Raw genomic sequence first — 19,820 nt, 5'->3', positions numbered from 1 at the left:
GCACGGTGGTGTGAGAGGTCGGCTGTTCAAATAATGGGCGGCCTCCTACTCGATTCATATTATTTTATTTTTCCTGCATTTTGCCGAAGGTATTCAGCAGGCCGCCCTTGAAGCACAGCAGCAGGCCGCCGACAGCGCCAACTGCCGCTTGCAATACCTGGTAAGGTAATTTCAGGTAGGCGTAATAGGGAGTGCTGTAAATAAAGGCGCGGCCCAGAGAGTAGCCGACTACCATAATGATTGCGCCCAGGAAAACGCCCCAAGCGGCATTTTTCAAAGTAACTGTACCGTCGCGGTGGGCCAGCTTGCAGATAACTACGGCTTGCAGGCCGTGGGTAGCCAGGGAGACGAACATTGGCGTGGGGTAGAAGAACAGGTCGCCTAAAAAGGCGCCTACGCCGCCGACGATAAAGGCTGCCTTGGCGCTGGGCAGCAAAATGGCCGCCGTGCAGATGATAACGTCGTTTAAATATAAGCGGCCGCCGGGAACGGGCATGCCGAAGGAGCTCATGAGTATATTCAGCGCCATAAAGAGAGCCGTCATGCAGATGGCCCAGGTGGCGTTATTTCTTTTATTTGTCGATATGTTAGCCATAAAAATACCTGCTTCCCATAGTATGATGATAAAATTTATTATAATGCCATTTGATTATGTTGATATGACCAAAAAATAAAAATTTCTCAATGCCAGATTAAAGAGCACTAAAGAGATTTACAGCTTCTTTGAAATTTCAACCTAGCCTAAAGCAGGAAATTTTGGTATAATTGTTGAATAAACAATAAGATTAAATAAAGTGTGGGAGGTTGTTGAATTGACAGAATTAAAAAAATACAAGCGCGTTGTTTTGAAGCTGAGCGGCGAGGCTATGGCCGGTGAAAAGGGCTTTGGCATCGACCCGGAGGTAGTTTATTCCCTAGCTAAGCAAATCAAAGAGGTTACTGAATTCGGCGTAGAGGTGGCCGTTGTTAATGGCGGCGGCAACATCTGGCGCGGCCTCAGCGGCAGCAACAAGGGTATGGATCGCGCTACCGCCGATTACATGGGTATGCTGGCAACCATTATCAACTCTTTGGCTTTGCAGGATGCGCTGGAAAATCTGGACGTGCCGACCCGCGTGCAGACTGCGATTGAAATGCGTCAAATCGCCGAGCCTTATATCCGCCGCCGCGCTATACGCCATATGGAAAAGGCCAGAGTGGTTATTTTTGCGGCAGGCACCGGAAACCCGTATTTTTCCACGGACACCACGGCTGCTCTGCGTGCGGCAGAAATTGAAGCCGACGCTATTTTGATGGCTAAAAAAGGCGTGGATGGCGTTTATGACAGCGACCCGGCTAAGAATCCCGATGCGAAGAAGTTTGACAAGCTGGAATACATCGAGGTTATTCAACGCAAGCTGAGCGTTATGGACTCCACGGCTATCAGCCTGTGCATGGATAATAATATCCCCATCGTCGTATTCAATATTGATAAACCGGGTAATATTCTGCGTGCAGCAGCCGGTGAAGAAATCGGTACCCTGGTAGGAGGTAAATAATAATGGCAACAGTAAAAGAAATCACCACAGCTATGGAAGGCAAAATGCGTAAATCCGTCGACGCCCTGCGCGTTGATTTAGCCAGCCTGCGCGCCGGCCGCGCTACTCCGTCCCTGCTGGAAAAGGTTATGGTAGAATATTACGGTACTCCTACGCCTGTTACCCAGGTAGCCAGCGTAACCGTTCCCGAACCGCGTATGATCGTTATTCAGCCCTGGGAAAAGAACCTGTTGAAAGATATTGAAAAAGCGATTATGAAATCTGACTTGGGCCTGAACCCTAACAGCGACGGCGTGTGCATTCGCCTGAACCTGCCCCAGCTGACGGAAGAGCGCCGCAAGGATTTGGTGAAGGTCGTTCACAAGAAGGCTGAGGAATACCGCGTAGTGGTACGTAACCTGCGCCGCGACGCCAACGACGCTATTAAAAAGGCGGAGAAGGCTAAGGAAATTACCGAGGACGACGCTAAGAAGGGCACCGAGCAGGTGCAGAAGCTGACCGATAAGATTATGAAGGACGTCGATGCGGTAGCCGCTAACAAAGAAAAAGAAGTTATGGAAGTATAATGGAGATGCCCAATGTATTGGCGCTGCCTTTGGATGAAGCCGCCTGCCGTTTAGAGCAGGCCGGCTGGTCCTGGGAGGCGCGGCCCTTGCTGCCGCCTCGCGACAGGGAGGAGGATTTTGCCGGTCGGGCAGTGCGTAAATATGTAGTAAGGCAGCAAATGCTGTCTGCTAATAGATTAGTCCTTACCGTTGTGTATAGATTAAGGAAGGAGGTGCACGATAATGGCTCTGAAAATTGATAAAGACAGCTGCATCGGCTGCGGCGGCTGCGCTGCCACCTGTCCGGTTGGCGCTATCACTGAAGCCGACGGCAAATACGAAATCGGCGAAGATTGCGTAGAGTGCGGCGCTTGCGCTGCTCAATGCCCCGTTGGCGCTATTGAATAATTCAAGGTTGCAAAATCAGGAAGGCGGCCTCTGCTTGGAGGCCTGCCTCTTCTTCTATTTTAAGACGAATGGAAAGGCTGGATTAGCGTGTTTAAAGGCTTGTTCCAAACAAGAAGTAAGGCAAAAAACAATATAGTTATGGATACCAACGGGCTGGATATGAATAATATCCCCCGGCATATCGCTATCATTATGGATGGCAACGGCCGCTGGGCCAAGGCTCAGGGCAAGGTGCGCACTTTTGGCCATCAGGCGGGCGCAGAAACCTTGAAAACTATTGTAAGAGCGGCGGACAAGCTGGGCGTTAAGGTTATCAGCGCTTATGCTTTTTCTACGGAAAACTGGAAGCGTCCCGTGACTGAGGTGAACTTCATCATGGAGCTTTTGAGCCGTTATCTGACGAATGAAATTGACGAATTTAACGAAAATAATGTGCAGGTGCGTTTTATCGGCTCCCGCGAAGGCTTGCCGGACATCGTTAAGCAAAAGATGGATCACGCTATAGAAGCGACTAAAAACAACACTGGCATCATTTTAAATCTGGCTATTAACTACGGCGGTCAGGCTGAAATTCTGCACGCAGTACGCTCTATTGCGGCGGAAGCGGCGGCCGGTACCTTGGACGTAGAGCAAATAGATAATCAGGTGGTGGAAAGCCATCTTTATACCGCAGGGCTGCCTGCGCCGGACCTTTTAATCCGTCCCGGCGGCGATTTGCGCATCAGTAATTTTTTGCTGTGGCAGATTGCTTATGCTGAAATATGGACTACGAAGGTTTTTTGGCCGGAATTTACTCCCGACCATTTGGTAGAGGCTATTTTGGCTTATCAGGGCAGGGAGCGCCGTTTCGGCGGTTTAGTAGAAAAAAAGTAAATTGAGAAACAGGGTGTTTAGATAAGATGTTGACTCGTATTATCACCGGCTTAGTTGGCATTGCAGCGGCTATAGCCATTATTACAAAGGGCGGCTTGGTGTTTTCTGCCGCCGTGCTGCTGCTGTCCGCTGTGGGCTGGTATGAATACCATAAGATGGCGGCCTCCAAGGGCTATCATGTTTATCCGCTGACCTCCGGTCTGGGCAGCCTATTGCTGGTCGGCATGGCGGCTTTGGGCTATTATGTGGAAATGGAGCAGGTCTTTACTTTGGCTTTTATGCTGATGCTGACGGCTCTGTTTTTCATATTGAACGCTATCGAGGGCTTGTGGCATCATTGTATGCGCGATGATAAAAACTGGCTGGCCAATACGGCCTTGTCCATGTGGGGCATGCTGTACTGCGGCTTGCTGTTTGCCCATATTATTATTCTGCGCGTGTTCGACGGCGGGCCGCATATCGATTTGGGCTTCCGCGTTTTTGAATATGGCGAGGTCTGCCTGTGGGTGGTGCTGCTTGGCACCTGGGCCAGCGATACCTTCGCCTATTTCTTCGGCCGTGCCTTCGGCAAAACTCCTTTCTGCAGCGTCAGCCCCAAGAAATCCTTCGAGGGTGCAGTCTGCGGCTTCGTAGTCTGCTTTATTACGGTGTTGGCGCTGTGCATAATCTGCCTGGGCGTTTCTCTGGCGCAGGCAGTGGCGGTGGCGTTGGCAGTAGCCTTTTTCGCTCCGGTGGGCGATTTAATAGAGTCCATTATTAAACGCTCTTTTGAAATTAAGGATTCCGGTAATATTTTCCCCGGACACGGCGGCGTGCTGGATAGGTTTGACAGCCTGCTGTTTACCGCGCCCGTGGTTTATTATTTAATGCTGCTTATCAGCATTTTCGGTATGTACCAATAAAGAGGTGGAATATGAAGAATATTTCTCTTTTGGGCAGTACAGGCTCTATTGGCCGTCAGACCATAGAGGTGGCTGCCGCAAATCCTGATAAAATGAAGATTCGCGTGCTTGCGGCTCACACCAGCGACGAGCTGCTGGAACAGCAGATTTTGGCCTGTCAGCCCGATTTGGCGGTGCTGTCGGACAAGGAGGCCGCGGCGCGGCTGTGCAGGCGCTATCACGGCAGGACGGAAATACTGGCCGGAGAGGAGGGCCTTTTGGCCGCCGCTACTTATGAGGGCGCGGATACGGTGCTGGCTTCCATGGTCGGTTACGCCGGGCTGCGGCCTACTATGGCGGCGATTAAATGCGGCAAGAATATTGCGCTGGCTAATAAGGAAACACTGGTGGCGGCAGGCAGCCTGGTTATGGAGGCCGTGGCTGAGCACAAGGTAAGCCTGACTCCTGTGGACAGCGAACACAGCGCTATTTTTCAGTCCCTGCGCGGCGGCAGGGAAAACGAGGTCAAGCGGCTGATTATTACGGCCTCCGGCGGGCCATTCCGCGGCAAAAAGCGCAGCGAGCTGGCGGATGTGACTCTGGCCCAATGTTTGCATCATCCTAATTGGAGCATGGGCAAAAAAATTACGGTGGATTCTTCTACTTTAGCCAATAAGGGCCTGGAGGTTATCGAGGCTCACTGGCTGTTTAATATGCCTTATGAAAAAATCGACGTGGTGGTGCATCCACAAAGCATCGTCCATAGTTTGGTGGAATTTTGCGACGGCAGCGTTATTGCGCAGCTGGGCGAGCCCGATATGCGTTTGCCCATCCAGTACGCCTTGAGCTGGCCGGAGCGCTATCCCTATAGCTTTGAGCAGCTGGACTTGGTTAAGGCCGGGACGCTGACCTTTGAAGCGCCGGATATGGAGGCCTTTCCTTCGCTGAAGCTGGCGGTAGAATGCGGCAAGGCGGGCGGCACGCTGCCCTGCGCCTTTAATGCGGCTAATGAGGAGGCGGTTTACGCCTTTTTGGCAGATAGAATCAAATACCTTGATATCCCGTATATTACGGCGAAGGTTACGGAGCTGCATAAGAATGTGCTGCGGCCTGCCATTGAGGATATTGAAGCGGCGGACGCGGCTGCGCGTCTGGCGGCCATAGATATCATTGCGTCCTTGTGATTTGTTTGTGAGGGAGGTATATTTTGTTAACAATATTAGCGGCAATTTTTGTTTTTGGCGTTTTGGTTACGGTTCATGAATTCGGTCATTTTATTACGGCTAAAATGACAGGCATGCGCGTTGATGAGTTTGCTATCGGCTTCGGCCCTAAGATTTATCAACAGAAGGACGGCGATACGCTGTACAGCCTGCGCGCCATTCCGTTGGGCGGCTATAATAAAATTGCCGGTATGGACCCGGACGACCCTGCGGAGCCGGGATCCTTTAAATCTAAATCCATTCCGGCGCGGATGTTGGTTATTCTGGCGGGCGCGCTGATGAATTTTCTGCTGCCCGTGCTTCTGTTCACCGGCATTTTCTTTGTGCAGGGCTCGGAGCGCGTGCTTAACGAACCGGTGCTGGGCAATGTTATGGTGGGCATGGCTGCCGATAAGGCGGGGCTGCAGGCCGGTGATAAAATCTTATCTATTAACGGCCAGGCGGTGCAGGATTGGCAGACCATCGTTACGACGCTGAGGGCTAACGGTACTAAAGAGGTTATGCTGACGGCTGAAAGCAACGGCGCAGTTAGGCAGTATACCATGCAGCCGGTTTACGATGAAGAAGCCAAGCGCCCCTTAATTGGCATTACGCCTAAGTTTGAACGCATCAAAATGGGCTTTGCCGAATCCGTTAAGGAGGGTTTTAATTACACTAAATATATTATTTTCGCTATGGTTGACGGCCTGACGAAGATTATCACGGGCAAGGCTCCCGCCGAGGTGTCCGGACCATTGGGCGTGGCGCAGATGGCGGGTCAGGTAGCGGAAAAGGGCTTGCTGCCCTTGATGAATTTCGTAGCCTTTCTGAGCATCAATCTGGGCGTTATCAATTTGCTGCCGCTCCCGGCTTTGGACGGCGGACATTTCGTGCTGCTACTGCTGGAGGGCTTGCGGGGCAAGCCGTTGGGCAGCAAGGCTATGAACAATATCCAGATGGTAGGCGTAGCCTTGATTTTAGCTTTGACCGTCTTTTCTACCTTTAAGGATATAACACGTTGAGAGGTGAATAAGGTTGTTGGAACGTAGAACTACACGCCGGCTCCAGGTGGGCGGCGTACTTATTGGCGGGGGCGCGCCCATCGCCGTACAGTCCATGACTAATACCCATACGGATGATGCGGCGGCGACGCTGGCGCAGATTAAACGGCTGGCGGAGGCCGGTTGCGATATCATTCGCTGCGCTGTGCCGGATATGGCGGCAGCCGAGGGCTTAAAGGCTATTTGTAAGGAAAGCCCCATACCCGTTATCGCCGATATTCATTTTGATTATAAGCTGGCTTTGGCCGCTATTGATGCCGGGGTCGACGGCCTGCGTCTGAACCCCGGCAATATCGGCGGGGAGGACAGGGTGCGCGCGGTGGTGGAGGCCGCCAAGGAGCGCCAGCTGCCTATTCGCATTGGCGTGAACGCCGGCTCCCTGCCCAAGGATCTGCTGGAAAAGTACGGGCATCCCACCGCGGAGGCCTTGGTGGAGGCCGCATGGCGTCACATTCATATCTTAGAGGATATGGATTACCGCAATATTAAAATTTCCCTTAAAGCTCACGATGTGCCGCTGACGCTGGCCGCTTATAGGCTGATGGCGGCTCAATGCGATTATCCGCTGCATGTGGGCATTACCGAAGCAGGCACCGTCAACAGCGGCATTATTAAATCCGCCGTGGGCATCGGTACGCTGTTGGCCGAAGGCATCGGCGATACGATTCGCGTTTCGCTGACCGGCGACCCGGTGAACGAGGTCAAGGTCGCTTACGATATTCTCAAAGCTTTGGGCCTGCGCGAGCACGGGCCGACGCTTATCAGCTGTCCTACCTGCGGACGCACGCGCATCAATCTGGAAAAGCTGGCGCTGGAGGTAGAACGCCGTCTGGCAAATATCAGCGAGCCCATCAGCGTGGCCGTTATGGGCTGCGTGGTCAACGGTCCAGGCGAAGCCAGAGAGGCTGACGTGGGCTTGGCTGGCGGCATCGGCGAGGGCCTCATTTTCCGCAAGGGCCAGGTGCTGCGCAAGGTTCCCGAAGATAAGCTGATTGATGAATTATTTACTGAAATAGATAAAATTTTACTGGAGAGGAAGGTATCCCTTTAATGAGAGTTACAAAAATGTATGCACCCACCCTGCGCGAGGTGCCGTCCGAGGCTGAAATCGCCAGCCATCAGCTGCTGCTGCGCGCCGGCTTTATGCGTAAATCTACCAACGGTATGTACACCTATCTGCCCCTGGCCTGGCGCGTAATTAAAAAAATCGAGGCTATTATCCGCGAGGAAATGGATAATAAGGGCGCTCAGGAAATTATGATGCCGATTATGCAGCCGGCGGAAATCTGGCAGGAGAGCGGCCGTTGGGGCGCTTACGGCGCAGAGATGATTCGGTTGAAGGACCGTCACGGCCATGAATACTGCTTGGGACCGACCCATGAGGAAATGGTGACGACCGTGGTTAAGAACGATGTGCGTTCCTACCGCCAGCTGCCGTTGAATCTGTATCAAATTCAGGATAAATTCCGCGACGAGCGCCGTCCCCGTTTCGGCCTGATGCGCAGCCGCGATTTTATTATGAAGGACGCTTATTCCTTCGACCGCGACGAGGCCGGTCTGGAACAGTCCTATCAGGAAATGTACGACGCCTATACGAAAATTTTTACCCGCTGCGGCTTGAATTTCCGTCCGGTAGAGGCTGACAGCGGCGCTATCGGCGGCAGCGGCGCCAGCCATGAATTTATGGTGCTGGCAGAAAGCGGCGAGGCGGAAATCGTTTACTGCTCCGCTTGCGATTATGCAGCCGACGTGGAAAAGGCCGAGCTGCATACGATTACTGCGCCGGAAGAAGCCGAGCTGCCTATGGAAAAGGTAGTAACGCCGGACTGCAAGACTATTGCCGATGTGTGCGCTTATTTGCAGGCTCCCGTGGACCATTCCATGAAGGCTGTTGCCTTCCAGAGCGAAAAGGGTTTGATTTTGTGCTTTGTACGCGGCGATCACGAGGTTAACGAAATTAAGGTTATCAATACCGTAGGAGTTAACGAGGTGGAAATGGCCGAGCCGGAGCTGCTGGCTAAGGCCGGTACTGTGGGCGGCTATATGGGCCCTGTGGGCATGGACCCCAAAAAGGTCATTATCGTTGTGGACCAAAGCGTTATGCAGATGCATAATATTTGCTGCGGCGCCAACGAAGAGGGCTATCACTATATCAATGTAAATCCCGGCCGCGACTTTACGCCGACCTATGTGGCCGATATCCGCTTGATGGCCGAGGGCGACCCTTGCCCGCACTGCGGCGCGCCTGTAAAGAAGGCTCGCGGCATCGAGGTAGGCCAGGTATTCAAGCTGTTCACTAAATACAGCCAGGCTATGCACGCTACTTACTTAGATGAAAACGGCAAGGAGCAGCCGATGGTTATGGGCTGCTACGGTATCGGCGTAGGCCGCACCATGGCCGCCGCCGTAGAGCAGAACAATGATAAGGACGGTATGATTTGGCCGGCCGCTATCGCTCCTTACCATGTATTGGTGGTTCCCGTAAACATTAAGGACGAGGCCAGCAACGCCAAGGCTGAGGAAATTTATCAGACGCTGCAGAAGGCTGGGTTGGAAGTAGTTATCGACGACCGCAAGGAGCGTCCGGGCGTAAAATTCAAAGACGCTGATTTGATTGGCTATCCTTTGCGCGTAGTAGTGGGGCCCAAAACCCTGACTACCGGCGAGCTGGAGGTTAAGGTGCGCCGTACCGGCGAGGTGAAGATGCTGCCTTTGGGCAGCGACTATGCTTCTGCGCTGAAGGAGATGCTGCACAGCCTGTAATAAAAAAAGCGCGCAAGCGCTTTGCGGAGGTGCAAAATGTTTGAGAATATGTCCTGGCTTCATAGCCAGGAGGTAGTTATGGTTGTCCGGTTGGTAGTGGCGGCTGTTCTGGGCGGTATCGTCGGCTTGGAAAGGGGCAGCGGCGACCGTCCTGCCGGCTTTCGTACCCATATTTTAGTGTGCGTAGGCTCCGCGCTGTTTATGCTGGTTTCCATGTACGGCTTTGACGAGCTGGAACCGGCGACAGCCGTGGCTGAGGGCGACCTGGGGCAGCGGCGCGATTCGGCGCGTATTGCCGCTCAGGTAGTCAGCGGCATCGGCTTTTTGGGCGCAGGTACGATTCTGCACGAGGGCATGACAATCCGCGGCCTGACCACTGCCGCCAGCCTGTGGATGGTATCTGCCATCGGTCTGGCTGTGGGCAGCGGTATGTTCTTCCTCAGCGCCGTGGCTACGCTGATTACTATGGTCACTCTGGTGACCTTTCATACCTGGGAAAAGCGCTTCGCCGCTACCAGCCGCAGCGACCGCCGTTTTGTGCGCGTCATTACGGGCAATCGTACCGGAGCGATTACCGATATTACGGGTTATCTGTCTTTGAACAGCGTGCAGGTAAGGTCGTTGAACGTAAAGAAGGACAAGGATAAAAACTGCTTGGTCATTGACCTCTATTTAAAGATAGGGAAAACTGCGCCGGAGGGAGCGGATATCGTGCGCGGACTGCAAGGTATCGACGGCGTAATCAGCGTGGAAAACGCCAAGTAAGCTTTTAGCTGTTATTGCTTTGAAAGGACGAAGAAATGCAAACTAAATATTGCATCGTGCCTGATGAAAATAAATTTTTTGCCTTCTTGGCTGGTCAGTCATTTTCGGGCAGCGAGCAGATGCAGCTGCGGCTGATGCATATCAGTCAGATTTGCGTTGACGAAAGCGCCTGCCAGTGGGAGGTGCATTTCAGCTGTGCCGCTCATTTGACGGAGGGGCTGCTTCAGGCGGCGGCGGAAAAATTAGCCGCCGCTTTTTCTTTGCGACAGGTTGATATGATTTGCGACGGAGACGGCAGCAAATGTCAGCTGCCGCCAAAGAAGCCAGAACCGGAGGTGGTTTTTACGGATTGTACGGGCGAACCCTTGCCGGAGGAATTGCCTTTGCCGCCGGAACCGCCGTCTGTGGAAATAGGCGCGGCGGAGCCGGAGGAGCCGCCCTTGTGCGAGCCTCCGGAAGATTCCGATTACGATGCGGATGCGGAATTTAGAGCTGCCTATGACGCTTTGTACGGCGCGAAGAAGGACGACGGCCTGTTGTGGGGCAAAAGGATTAAAGGGCCGGTGCGCACTATTGATTCGCTTACAGAAGAGGAAAACAAGGTCGTCATTGAAGGAGTCTTTGTTAAAAGTCTGGATAAGGACGGTAATTTACAGACCTTTATCGAGCATGAGCTGCGCAGCGGCGATATTATGTTGACCTTTAACGTCAGCGACGATACTAACGGTATCTTTGTTAAAATGCGCTTTCGCAAGCAGGAGGGCGGCAACGTCCGCAAGGACTGCAATGATTTCAAGGGACAGCTCAAGCCGGGTATGCGGCTGCGTTTGCAGGGCAATGTGGCTCCCGACCGCTTTGCTTTTGACGAAATGACTATGATGCCCTTCGGCATTATGAAGCTGGAGGCCGCTGCGCAGCGGATGGATAACGCGTCGGAAAAACGCGTAGAGCTGCATTGTCATACGAAAATGAGCAAGATGGACGGCCTGACGCCTATGGAGGGCCTGGTTAAGCAGGCTATCCGCTGGGGGCATAAGGCTTTGGCTATTACCGACCACGGCGTAGTGCAGGCCTTTCCGTTTTGCTTCGACGCCGCCGAGGGCAGCGATTTAAAGCTTATTTTCGGTATGGAGGGCTATCTTATCAGCGACCGGAAGCAAAAGGGCGCGGATTTTGACCAGGAGCCCACGGATACCGTTAAAGCCAGCCGCGCTCCCAAAATACGCAGCAATCACATTATTATTCTGGCGCAGAACGAAACAGGTCTGCGCAATTTATACAAGCTGGTTTCCATCAGCCATCTGCGTTATCTGAACAAACGGCCGCTGCTGCCGCGTCAGGTTATTGCCGAATACCGCGAGGGTTTGATTTTGGGTTCGGCCTGCGAGGCCGGCGAGCTGTATCAGGCGGTGCGCAATGGCGCCAGCGACGCAGAGCTGGAGGAAATCGCAAGCTTCTACGATTATTTGGAAATTCAGCCCACGGGCAATAATATGTTTCTGGTGCGGGAAAATATTTGCTCCCTGGAGGATTTGCAGGAGCATAACCGCAAAATTTATCAGCTGGGCAAGCGCATGAACAAGCTGGTGGTAGCCACCTGCGACGTGCATTTCCTTAATCCGGAGGACGCACAGCTGCGCGCTATTTTACAAGCCGGGCAGAATTATAAGGACGCCGACTTGCAGCCGCCGCTGTACCTGCATACGACGGAGGAAATGCTGGAGGAATTTGCTTATCTTGGCAAGGACGAGGCCTATGAGGTAGTCGTAACGAATACCAATAAGATTGCCGATATGATCGAACGCTTTAAGCCTGTGCCGGACCGCGACCAGCTGTATTCGCCGTCCATTCCTGGCGCGGAGGACGCCGTAAGGAATTTATCCTACGCCAAGGCTCATGAATGGTACGGCGATAAGCTGCCGGAGGTAGTGGAAGCGCGTTTGAAAATGGAGCTGGACGCTATTATTGGCCACGGCTTTTCCGTACTGTATTTCATCGCGCATAAGCTGGTTAAGCATTCGCTGGACCGCGGCTATCTGGTAGGTTCCCGCGGCAGCGTCGGCTCCTCTTTTGTGGCGACGATGCTGGATATTACGGAGGTTAACGCGCTGCAGCCGCATTATCGCTGTCCGCACTGCCGTCACAGCGAATTTTTCCTCAAGAACGAGGTGGATTCGGGCTTCGACCTGCCGCCTAAGGATTGTCCGGAGTGCGGCACTCCTATGCTGCGCGACGGCCACGATATTCCTTTCGCCGTTTTCCTGGGCTTCCATGGCGACAAGGTTCCCGATATCGATTTGAACTTTTCCGGCGGCATCGACCCGGACGATCCCTCCGCTATGTCGGACCAGTCGGTTGCGCATAAATACACCGAGGAGCTTTTCGGCCGCGATAATGTGTGCCGCGCCGGAACTATATCCACCATTGCCAATAAAACGGCGGTGGGTTATATCAAAAAATATTACGAGGAAAAGGGTGTGCATGTGCATCCCGCCCGCATAGCGGCGCTGGTGGAGGGCTTCGCCGGCATCAAGCGCACCACGGGCCAGCATCCCGGCGGCATTATGGTTGTGCCGCGCAATATGGATATTCACTATATTACGCCTATGAACCGTCCGGCCGACGATAAAAACGGCGATACCATCACCACCCATTACGATTATCATAGCATTAACGACCGTTTGGTTAAGCTGGATATTCTGGGCCACGATGATCCCATGGTTTTGAAAATGCTGGAAAAATATTTGCAGGAGGACGTGGACCCCAATTTCGACCCCAAGCATATTCCTATGGGCGACGAGGAAACCCTGCGTATTTTCCAAAATACTACGTCCCTGGGCGTTACGCCGGAGCAAATTGGTAGCGACGTGGGTACCTTCGGCATTCCGGAGTGCGGCACGGCCTTTGTCCGGCAGATGATCAAGGACGTACAGCCGAAAAAATTCAGCGAGATCGTGCGCGTGTCCGGTTATTCTCACGGCACGGACGTATGGCTGAACAATGCGCAGGATTTAATTAAAGAGGGCAAGCCGGTGGCGGAAACCATTTCCACTCGCGACGACGTTATGACTCACTTAATCAGCAAGGGCGTGGAGCCCAGTCTGGCCTTCAAAACTATGGAGCATGTGCGTAAGGGCAAGGCCGCCAAAAAGGGCTTGGAGCCGAAAATGCTGGAGGCTATGCGCGCCGCGCAAATACCGGAATGGTATATTAAATCCTGCGAAAAGGTGCAGTATTTGTTCCCGAAGGCGCACGCCGTAGCCTATGTTTTGATGGCCTACCGCATTGCCTACTGCAAGGTGCATTATCCTAAGGAATTTTACGCGGCCTACTTTACCGTGCGCGCCAAGGATTTTGATTACGCTAACGTGGCCAAGGGCTTGCCCTATGTGAAGAATTTCATTAAAAATGTTTATCAGCAGGGCTTTAAAGCCAGCGTGCTGGATAAATCCACCGTTGCCTATCTGGAACTGGCTAACGAAATGATGGAACGCGGCTTTAAGTTTACCCATCTAGATTTGTACGAATCCGATCCTATTAAATTCCGTGTTACGGAGGAGGGCCTGATGCCGCCGCTGGCAGCCTTGGGCGGCGTGGGAGAAAGCGCGGCCAAGGCTATAGCCGCTGTGCGCGATAAGGCGCGGCCCTTTATTTCCCAGGAGGATTTGCGCCAGCGTGCCGGTATCAGCAAGAGCGTTATCGAACGCTTGGCAGAGGTGGGCGCGCTGCAGAATCTGCCGGAAACCAATCAAATAGATTTGTTCAGCTAGAAATGCTGAAATTACGCTTATGGAGGTTATATGCAAAAAATTATTTTGGCCTATAATTTTGCGCCGGAGCGTTTGCAGGCGCTGCGCTTGGCCTGTATGATGCTTAAGGTGCAGCTGCGCGCCGTACCGCGCAGCGAGTTATTGCAGCCCTTGGGCTGTTTGGCAGGTGCGTCTGGCGTTGAGCCGGTGCAGGAATCTTACGAAGGCGAAGATGCTGCGGAGGAAATGCTGGTGATGTGCGGCTTTACCCGTCCTGATTTGGACAGGCTGCTTTCTGCCATCAAAAAGGGCAAGCTGAAAAAGGTGGCGCTCAAGGCTATGCTGACGCCTTATAATATGCAATGGAGCGGGCTGAAACTGCAACAGGAGCTGGCGCAGGAGCACGCCTATATGCACGGCAAAAAAGCGCCTAAGCCCAAGCATTTTGCCGCTGAAACAAAAGCGGAAGGATGACAGAGCCGCTGTAGGCGTGGTATAATGTTGTACACAGCGATTCGCGAGCTGGAAGCGAAGCGAGAGCTGATGTACAACATATGCCCTTGCGGCGAAATGCTTGTACACAGCGATTGCGGAGCAGTAGGCGAACGCAGAGCTTAGCACAACATATGCCCTTGCGGCATAATTTATTTATCATTTACAGAAGCGAGGTATCATACATGGCTAAAGACAGTTCCTTTGACGTAGTTTCCCAAATCGATATGCAGGAAATGGACAACGCTGTTAATCAAGTGAAGAAAGAAATCGACCAGCGTTACGATTTTCGCGGCAGCAACGCTTCCATCGAATTAGGCGACAAAGAGGTTAAACTGGCCGCAGAGGACGAATATAAGCTGGGCGCAATTTTAGATATGCTGCGCCAAAAGATGGCTAAGCGCGGCATTCCGCTGCGCTGCTTGGTTCCCGGCAAGATCGAGCCTGCCGCTAAGGGTACGGTACGTCAGCAGCTGGAAATTCAGCAGGGTATTTCCAAAGAAAACGGCAAAAAAATTGTAGCCGCTATTAAGGCTACCAAGCTGAAGGTTACGGCCCAGATTCAGGACGATCAGGTGCGCGTGGCCGGAGCGAAAAAGGACGATCTGCAGGCCGTTATCCAAACACTTAAGGCCGACGATTTCGGAGTAGATCTGCAATTTATCAATATGCGTTAAAATTTTATAAGCACAGGGCGTTTCGGAAGAAGCGTCCTGTTTTTTTGTCTCGCTAGTTGCGGCGCTGTCATGCGCTCGCTTGATTTTTAAATTCTCGAAAAGTATAATATTCTTAGAAGCCAAGTAACAAGGAAATGAGGAAGAACGCATGACGGATAAGAAGAAGGATGTATTCGACAGTTCGCAGATTACCGGCAAGGAGCTGCAGAAATATGAGAAGAATTTCAGCGAGGAGGGCTTGCTGCACAAGCTGACGCAATACGGCAAAAGCATCGGGCTGGAACTGCTGTATAAGGCGGCGCAGCTATGGTTCGTTATGCAAAGGCCGGATGTGCCCGCCGCGACCAAAGCGCTGATTATGGGCGCGCTGGGCTATTTGATCTCGCCCTTGGATTTTATTCCCGACCTTACGCCGGTGCTGGGCTATTCCGACGATTTGGTGGCGATAACCTTTGCGCTGATTCGCGTGCAGGGCTATATCGACGAGAATGTGCGCAGGCAGGCGCGGGAATTTTTGGGCGAAATTTTCGGTCAGGAGGCTGTTAAGAGCTTGCAGGAGGAATGATGCTTTGCAGAAATGTCACACTTTCTGTCTTGACTTGAAGCGCGCTTCAGCTGTTATACTATATGAAAATTCAACAAAGCGGGTGAGCTTATGTATAGAAAAATTTTAGCGCTCTTGCTGCTGGCCTTGGCTATGGCGCTGTTGGGCTGCGGCGGCCAGACTGCCGGTAATAAAGAAGCGCTTGGCAGCGACAGCGCGGCAGGCGTTAAATATGTACGCCAGCTGGTGGCGGAGGATAATGAAACGGGCCGGATGCTGGCGTGGCAGAGCGACGTGAAGCAGCCTTATACGGTGGAATACCGTTTGCAGGGCGGCGGCCAAATCAGTACGGTGCAGGCCGAGGATTGCTCCTTTACGGACGCAAAGACAGATTACATTCAGTACCGCGCCCCGCTGCGCAGCCTGCAGCCCAATGCAGTTTATGAGTACCGCATTAGCACCGAAAAAAATAAAGGCGCCTGGCATACGCTGCGTACCGACGCCGGTACAGGCTTTACGGCGCTGATTTTCCCGGATTCGCAAAGCAGCGATTATAGCGGCTGGCAGCAGCTGGCGCGCGACGCCTATAAGCGCCATAGTGACGTCAATTTCTATGTTAATATGGGCGATTTAGTGGATAACGGACAGGACGCCAGCCAATGGCGCGCCTGGCTGAGCAGCGTGGAGCCCTTCAGCGCCGATATTCCTTTGGCTCCCTTGGTAGGCAATCATGAAGCCTATTCCTTGCAATGGCAGGCAGCGCTGCCCCGAAGCTATGTGCATCTTTTCCCTACGCCGCTGAATAGCTTGAAGGCTTATCCGCATCAGTTTTACAGCTTTGATTACGGCCCGGTGCATTTTACGGTGCTGGACACCAATTTTTACGAGATGGAAAAATTCCAGCCGCAGCTGTTGGAGGACGAGCTGCGCTGGCTGGAGCAGGATTTGACTGCCAGCAAGGCTAAATGGAAGGTAGTGCTGCAGCATCGCGACGTGTTTATTTACGGCTTTGGGCCGGAGTCGGGACGGGAACGGACGCAGACCCGTTTCCTAGATTTCAGCTACCGCTTGATACCGGTGTTTGAAAAATATCAGGTAGACGCTGTGCTGACCGCGCATTTGCACACCTATCGCCGCAGAGTGCCGCTGCGCAATTTTGCGCCTGCGGAAAACGGCATTACCTATATTCTGACGGGCGTAGCTGGCAGCGTGCGTTACCCCAAGCTGTGGGGAGATTTTGCCTGGGACGCGGCGCGGGCTCCGCAGCCGGAAACGGCAAACTATATGACCATGCAGGCCGACGCAAATAAATTGGTTTTCAAGGCCTTTTTGCCGGACGGCAAACAGTTTGACGAGGCCGTTTTAAGCAAATAATTGCGCCGCAGGAGCTGCAGAAACGTAATTTCTTGTAAAATTTAGCGCTAACGGCGGCAGATATAGTAGTAAGCTCTTGCCATAGGCGCGGGATAATGTTATAATAACAGTAGAAAATATAAGTATTCTTTGAGAAAGAGTGGGTGCGATACCCGCTCTTTCCGCTTATTATGCAAAAAACTAAATATGGAGGTGAAGCTGATGCAGGCTAAAGAGGTTGAAGCACTGATCGCCGAAATGGTGGAGCCTATTTTGCAGGATACCGAGATGACCTTGGTGGATGTGGAATATGTGCGCGAAAAGGACTGGTATCTGCGTATCTTTTTAGACAAGCCGGGCGGCGTGGAAATTGACGACTGCCAGCTGGTCAGCGAAAAGCTTACGGCTGTACTGGACGCAAAGGACCCGATTCCTGAAAAGTATTTTCTGGAGGTGTCCTCGCCCGGCATCGACAGGCCGCTGAAAAAGGATAAGGATTTTATCGCGGCGTATGGCAGCAAGGTGGATATTATGTTCTTTGCTCCGTGGGAAGGGCTCAAAAGCCTGGTGGGTGTACTGGTATCCCATGACGACGAGGCTGTTTGGGTGAAAAAAATTATTAAGGGTAAGGAATTTAAAAATCCGGACCGCATTGAACGCAGGCTGATAGCTAATATCAGACCGCATATTGATTTTTAAAAATACAAAAACTAGGAGGCGTACTAAGTGAACGCAGATTTTATCTCAGCTGTTCAAGAATTGGGAAAGGAGAAGGGCATTGAACCCGAGCTTCTGTTCCAGGCCGTTGAGGATGCTTTGGTTGCTGCTTATAAGAAAAATTCTAATTCTAATTCCAACCAGAATGTCAGGGTGGATATGAATAAAGAAACCGGCGAAATCCACGTTTATGCTCAGCATACCGTAGTGGAGGGCGAGCCTGCCGACGATACGGAAATGTCTTTGGCCGAAGCGCAGGTTATCGACCCGCGCTATGCCGTAGGCGATATCGTAGAGGTGGAGGTTACTCCGAAGAATTTTGGCCGCATTGCGGCGCAGAACGCTAAGCAGGTTGTTGTGCAGCGCATTCGCGAGGCGGAGCGCGGACAGGTTTACGAGCGTTTCCAAAGCCGCAATCAGGATATTGTGACCGGCATTATCCAACGTATGGAAAACAAAAACGTGTATATCGATTTAGGCAAGGTAGAGGCCGTGCTGACTCCCAACGAGCAGATTCCCGGCGAGATTTACCAATACCACGACCGCATGAAAACCTTTATCGTAGAGGTTAAGCGTTCCAGCAAAGGCCCGCAGATTATGGTTTCCCGCACGCATCCGGGTTTGCTGAAGCGTTTGTTCGAGCTGGAGGTGCCGGAAATTCACGACGGCATCGTGGAAATTAAGTCTGTGGCCCGTGAGCCGGGCATGCGCTCTAAAATCAGTGTATATACCGAGGATGAAAACGTCGATCCCGTAGGCGCATGCGTAGGCCATAAGGGTATGCGCGTGCAGACCATTGTCAACGAGCTGCGCGGCGAAAAAATCGATATCGTCAAATACAGCGAGGACCCCGCTCAGTATGTTGCTAACGCTTTGAGTCCGGCAAAGGTTGTCAGCACTACCGTTAATGAAGAAGAAAAAATCTGCCGCGTGGTGGTGCCTGATTACCAGCTGTCCCTGGCTATCGGTAAGGAAGGCCAAAACGCGCGTCTGGCAGCTAAGCTGACCAGCTGGAAGATCGATATTAAGAGCGAGTCTCAGGCTAAGGAAGAGGCCGCTTTAGCGGAACAAGAGCAATGATGAAGGTAAAAAAAATACCGCAGCGCAAATGTGTGGGCTGCAATGAAATGAAGGATAAAAAGGCTTTGCTGCGCATTGTCCGTTCTCCTGAAGGAGAGATCAGCCTTGACCTGACGGGTAAGAAGAACGGCCGCGGCGCATATGTGTGCCCCGATAAGGCGTGCATTACCAAAGCCGTTAAGGAGAAGCGTTTAGAGCGGGCTTTGGAAAAGCCTGTCAGTGAAGACGTATATCGTCAGCTGCTGGAGGACTTGGAACATGGGCGACAATAAAGCGGCCTTTGCTCTGGGTCTGGCCCAAAAGGCTGGTAAAGCCGTTTCGGGAGATTTTGCCGTGCGCGGCGCTCTCAAAAGCGGTACTGTCGAGCTGCTGGTGCTGGCGCAGGACGCGGCGCCTAATTCCAAAAAGGATATGTACTACCTGGCGGAGCAGGCGGGCGTTCCCGTGCTGGAGCTGTTGAGCCGCGCAGAGCTGGGCGGCGCTATCGGCAAAGCGCAGCGGGCTGCGGTGGCGATTACGGACAGTAATTTTGCCGGTATGCTGATGAAAAAATAATCTCCTTATATCTAGTCTGGAGGTGGATGCATGGGTAACAAGAGAATATATGAGGTTGCTGCCGATTACGGCAAGCACGTAAACGAAGTCTTAGACTTATTAAAAAAGCATAATATCAATAAAACAAATTTCAGCGGTGCAGACGAACAGGTAATGGCTGTTATCCGCAAGGCCTATGACAAAAAGCCGGAGGCGCCGAAGGCCGCTCCCAAGGCTGAAAAGCCGGAACCGGCAAAGCAGGCGGCTCCTGTAAAAAAGGAACAGCCGCAAAAAAATATGAAGGCTAATACTAACGGACAGAGGACTATGCAGCAAAATAATCATAACCAACGCACCAATAACGGCCAAGGTGGCCGCGGGGACAGCCGTCCCGGCAATAACCGTCAGGATAACCGTTCGCAGCAGAACCGCGGCGGCCAGCAGAACGGCCGCGGCGATAACCGCCCGCAGCAAAACCGCGGCAGCCAGCAGAACGGCCGTCAGGACAACCGCCAGCAGCAAAATCGCGGCGGCCAGCAGAACGGCCGTCAGGATAACCGTTCGCAGCAGAACCGCGGCGGTCAGCAGGGCGGTCGCGGCGATAACCGCCAGGGCGGCAACCGTCAGGGGGGGATTTT

General features: G+C 52.7%; 21 protein-coding genes and 1 pseudogene. 21 read left to right on the top strand and 1 reads right to left on the bottom strand.

Going from position 1 to position 19,820, the window contains the following annotated elements; genetic code table 11:
- Nucleotides 1-64 precede the first annotated feature (64 nt).
- Nucleotides 65-595 carry an ECF transporter S component gene (locus QZ105_RS07195; protein WP_293729172.1) on the bottom strand — a complete coding sequence of 177 codons (531 nt, stop codon included), beginning with the start codon at nucleotides 593-595 and terminating at the stop codon, nucleotides 65-67.
- 217 nt (nucleotides 596-812) lie between these two features.
- Between QZ105_RS07195 and pyrH the strand changes: the two genes are divergently transcribed.
- From pyrH to QZ105_RS07090, 21 genes and pseudogenes are all read left to right on the top strand, one after another.
- The gene (pyrH, locus tag QZ105_RS07190; RefSeq protein WP_293729171.1) at nucleotides 813-1,538 is read left to right on the top strand and encodes a UMP kinase; all 726 of its coding nucleotides are present in this window, start codon (nucleotides 813-815) and stop codon (nucleotides 1,536-1,538) included.
- Nucleotides 1,539-1,540: 2 nt separating this feature from the next.
- Nucleotides 1,541-2,104: a ribosome recycling factor gene (gene frr / locus QZ105_RS07185; protein WP_293729170.1), complete on the top strand. Its 564-nt coding sequence runs from the start codon at nucleotides 1,541-1,543 to the stop codon at nucleotides 2,102-2,104.
- A gap of 5 nt (nucleotides 2,105-2,109) precedes the next feature.
- Nucleotides 2,110-2,343 (top strand): hypothetical protein, encoded by a 234-nt coding sequence (locus QZ105_RS07180; RefSeq protein WP_293729169.1) that lies wholly within the window; start codon nucleotides 2,110-2,112, stop codon nucleotides 2,341-2,343.
- Nucleotides 2,327-2,491 (top strand): 4Fe-4S binding protein, encoded by a 165-nt coding sequence (locus QZ105_RS07175; protein WP_293729168.1) that lies wholly within the window; start codon nucleotides 2,327-2,329, stop codon nucleotides 2,489-2,491. The genes QZ105_RS07180 and QZ105_RS07175 overlap by 17 nt, the downstream gene beginning before the upstream one ends.
- Nucleotides 2,492-2,578: 87 nt before the next feature.
- Nucleotides 2,579-3,364, top strand: a complete 786-nt coding sequence (locus QZ105_RS07170; RefSeq protein ID WP_293729167.1) for an isoprenyl transferase — start codon at nucleotides 2,579-2,581, stop codon at nucleotides 3,362-3,364.
- Between the two features lie 26 nt (nucleotides 3,365-3,390).
- Nucleotides 3,391-4,266 (top strand): phosphatidate cytidylyltransferase, encoded by an 876-nt coding sequence (locus QZ105_RS07165; RefSeq protein ID WP_293729166.1) that lies wholly within the window; start codon nucleotides 3,391-3,393, stop codon nucleotides 4,264-4,266.
- Nucleotides 4,267-4,277: 11 nt separating this feature from the next.
- Nucleotides 4,278-5,429, top strand: a complete 1,152-nt coding sequence (locus QZ105_RS07160; protein ID WP_293729165.1) for a 1-deoxy-D-xylulose-5-phosphate reductoisomerase — start codon at nucleotides 4,278-4,280, stop codon at nucleotides 5,427-5,429.
- 20 nt (nucleotides 5,430-5,449) lie between these two features.
- Nucleotides 5,450-6,469 (top strand): RIP metalloprotease RseP, encoded by a 1,020-nt coding sequence (rseP, locus tag QZ105_RS07155; RefSeq protein ID WP_366936012.1) that lies wholly within the window; start codon nucleotides 5,450-5,452, stop codon nucleotides 6,467-6,469.
- Between the two features lie 16 nt (nucleotides 6,470-6,485).
- Nucleotides 6,486-7,559, top strand: coding sequence for a flavodoxin-dependent (E)-4-hydroxy-3-methylbut-2-enyl-diphosphate synthase (gene ispG / locus QZ105_RS07150; RefSeq protein ID WP_293729163.1), 1,074 nt, complete (start codon nucleotides 6,486-6,488; stop codon nucleotides 7,557-7,559).
- Nucleotides 7,559-9,271 (top strand): proline--tRNA ligase, encoded by a 1,713-nt coding sequence (locus tag QZ105_RS07145; RefSeq protein WP_293729162.1) that lies wholly within the window; start codon nucleotides 7,559-7,561, stop codon nucleotides 9,269-9,271. Before ispG ends, QZ105_RS07145 begins: the two co-directional genes overlap by 1 nt.
- A 36-nt stretch (nucleotides 9,272-9,307) precedes the next feature.
- On the top strand, nucleotides 9,308-10,036 hold the full coding sequence (locus QZ105_RS07140) for an MgtC/SapB family protein (protein WP_293729161.1): 729 nt from the start codon (nucleotides 9,308-9,310) through the stop codon (nucleotides 10,034-10,036).
- 35 nt (nucleotides 10,037-10,071) lie between these two features.
- Complete coding sequence (locus QZ105_RS07135; RefSeq protein WP_293729160.1) at nucleotides 10,072-13,806, top strand: PolC-type DNA polymerase III; 3,735 nt, start codon at nucleotides 10,072-10,074, stop codon at nucleotides 13,804-13,806.
- 30 nt (nucleotides 13,807-13,836) lie between these two features.
- Nucleotides 13,837-14,259 carry a DUF3783 domain-containing protein gene (locus QZ105_RS07130; RefSeq protein ID WP_293729159.1) on the top strand — a complete coding sequence of 141 codons (423 nt, stop codon included), beginning with the start codon at nucleotides 13,837-13,839 and terminating at the stop codon, nucleotides 14,257-14,259.
- A gap of 203 nt (nucleotides 14,260-14,462) precedes the next feature.
- Nucleotides 14,463-14,954, top strand: a complete 492-nt coding sequence (locus tag QZ105_RS07125; protein ID WP_293729158.1) for a YajQ family cyclic di-GMP-binding protein — start codon at nucleotides 14,463-14,465, stop codon at nucleotides 14,952-14,954.
- Between the two features lie 148 nt (nucleotides 14,955-15,102).
- Complete coding sequence (locus QZ105_RS07120; protein ID WP_293729157.1) at nucleotides 15,103-15,519, top strand: YkvA family protein; 417 nt, start codon at nucleotides 15,103-15,105, stop codon at nucleotides 15,517-15,519.
- A 90-nt stretch (nucleotides 15,520-15,609) separates the two neighbouring features.
- Nucleotides 15,610-16,872, top strand: a complete 1,263-nt coding sequence (locus tag QZ105_RS07115; protein ID WP_293729156.1) for a metallophosphoesterase family protein — start codon at nucleotides 15,610-15,612, stop codon at nucleotides 16,870-16,872.
- Nucleotides 16,873-17,073: 201 nt separating this feature from the next.
- Entirely contained in the window at nucleotides 17,074-17,550 is a 477-nt protein-coding gene (gene rimP / locus QZ105_RS07110; RefSeq protein ID WP_293729155.1) for a ribosome maturation factor RimP, read from the top strand.
- A 27-nt stretch (nucleotides 17,551-17,577) separates the two neighbouring features.
- Nucleotides 17,578-18,648 (top strand): transcription termination factor NusA, encoded by a 1,071-nt coding sequence (nusA, locus tag QZ105_RS07105; RefSeq protein ID WP_293729154.1) that lies wholly within the window; start codon nucleotides 17,578-17,580, stop codon nucleotides 18,646-18,648.
- Nucleotides 18,648-18,920 (top strand): YlxR family protein, encoded by a 273-nt coding sequence (locus QZ105_RS07100; protein ID WP_293729173.1) that lies wholly within the window; start codon nucleotides 18,648-18,650, stop codon nucleotides 18,918-18,920. Before nusA ends, QZ105_RS07100 begins: the two co-directional genes overlap by 1 nt.
- Entirely contained in the window at nucleotides 18,907-19,203 is a 297-nt protein-coding gene (locus QZ105_RS07095) for a ribosomal L7Ae/L30e/S12e/Gadd45 family protein (protein WP_293729153.1), read from the top strand. Before QZ105_RS07100 ends, QZ105_RS07095 begins: the two co-directional genes overlap by 14 nt.
- 30 nt (nucleotides 19,204-19,233) lie before the next feature.
- Nucleotides 19,234-19,820 (top strand): annotated as a pseudogene (locus tag QZ105_RS07090) (translation initiation factor IF-2); the annotation flags it as partial.

The sequence above is a fragment of the uncultured Phascolarctobacterium sp. genome, assembly GCF_905212365.1.
Taxonomy (GTDB): Bacteria; Bacillota; Negativicutes; order Acidaminococcales; family Acidaminococcaceae; genus Phascolarctobacterium_A.
Note: the sequence above shows the minus strand (reverse complement) of the source record. Positions and strands in the feature narration are given on the sequence as shown.

Excerpts from the sequence above, each read along its gene's own strand:
- QZ105_RS07195 (WP_293729172.1), bottom strand. The coding sequence starts at position 595 with ATGGCTAACATATCGACAAATAAAAGAAATAACGCCACCTGGGCCATC.
- frr (WP_293729170.1), top strand. The coding sequence starts at position 1,541 with ATGGCAACAGTAAAAGAAATCACCACAGCTATGGAAGGCAAAATGCGT.
- QZ105_RS07180 (WP_293729169.1), top strand. The coding sequence starts at position 2,110 with ATGCCCAATGTATTGGCGCTGCCTTTGGATGAAGCCGCCTGCCGTTTA.
- QZ105_RS07175 (WP_293729168.1), top strand. The coding sequence starts at position 2,327 with ATGGCTCTGAAAATTGATAAAGACAGCTGCATCGGCTGCGGCGGCTGC.
- QZ105_RS07165 (WP_293729166.1), top strand. The coding sequence starts at position 3,391 with ATGTTGACTCGTATTATCACCGGCTTAGTTGGCATTGCAGCGGCTATA.
- QZ105_RS07160 (WP_293729165.1), top strand. The coding sequence starts at position 4,278 with ATGAAGAATATTTCTCTTTTGGGCAGTACAGGCTCTATTGGCCGTCAG.
- QZ105_RS07145 (WP_293729162.1), top strand. The coding sequence starts at position 7,559 with ATGAGAGTTACAAAAATGTATGCACCCACCCTGCGCGAGGTGCCGTCC.
- QZ105_RS07140 (WP_293729161.1), top strand. The coding sequence starts at position 9,308 with ATGTTTGAGAATATGTCCTGGCTTCATAGCCAGGAGGTAGTTATGGTT.
- QZ105_RS07135 (WP_293729160.1), top strand. The coding sequence starts at position 10,072 with ATGCAAACTAAATATTGCATCGTGCCTGATGAAAATAAATTTTTTGCC.
- QZ105_RS07130 (WP_293729159.1), top strand. The coding sequence starts at position 13,837 with ATGCAAAAAATTATTTTGGCCTATAATTTTGCGCCGGAGCGTTTGCAG.
- QZ105_RS07125 (WP_293729158.1), top strand. The coding sequence starts at position 14,463 with ATGGCTAAAGACAGTTCCTTTGACGTAGTTTCCCAAATCGATATGCAG.
- QZ105_RS07120 (WP_293729157.1), top strand. The coding sequence starts at position 15,103 with ATGACGGATAAGAAGAAGGATGTATTCGACAGTTCGCAGATTACCGGC.
- QZ105_RS07115 (WP_293729156.1), top strand. The coding sequence starts at position 15,610 with ATGTATAGAAAAATTTTAGCGCTCTTGCTGCTGGCCTTGGCTATGGCG.
- rimP (WP_293729155.1), top strand. The coding sequence starts at position 17,074 with ATGCAGGCTAAAGAGGTTGAAGCACTGATCGCCGAAATGGTGGAGCCT.
- QZ105_RS07100 (WP_293729173.1), top strand. The coding sequence starts at position 18,648 with ATGAAGGTAAAAAAAATACCGCAGCGCAAATGTGTGGGCTGCAATGAA.
- QZ105_RS07095 (WP_293729153.1), top strand. The coding sequence starts at position 18,907 with ATGGGCGACAATAAAGCGGCCTTTGCTCTGGGTCTGGCCCAAAAGGCT.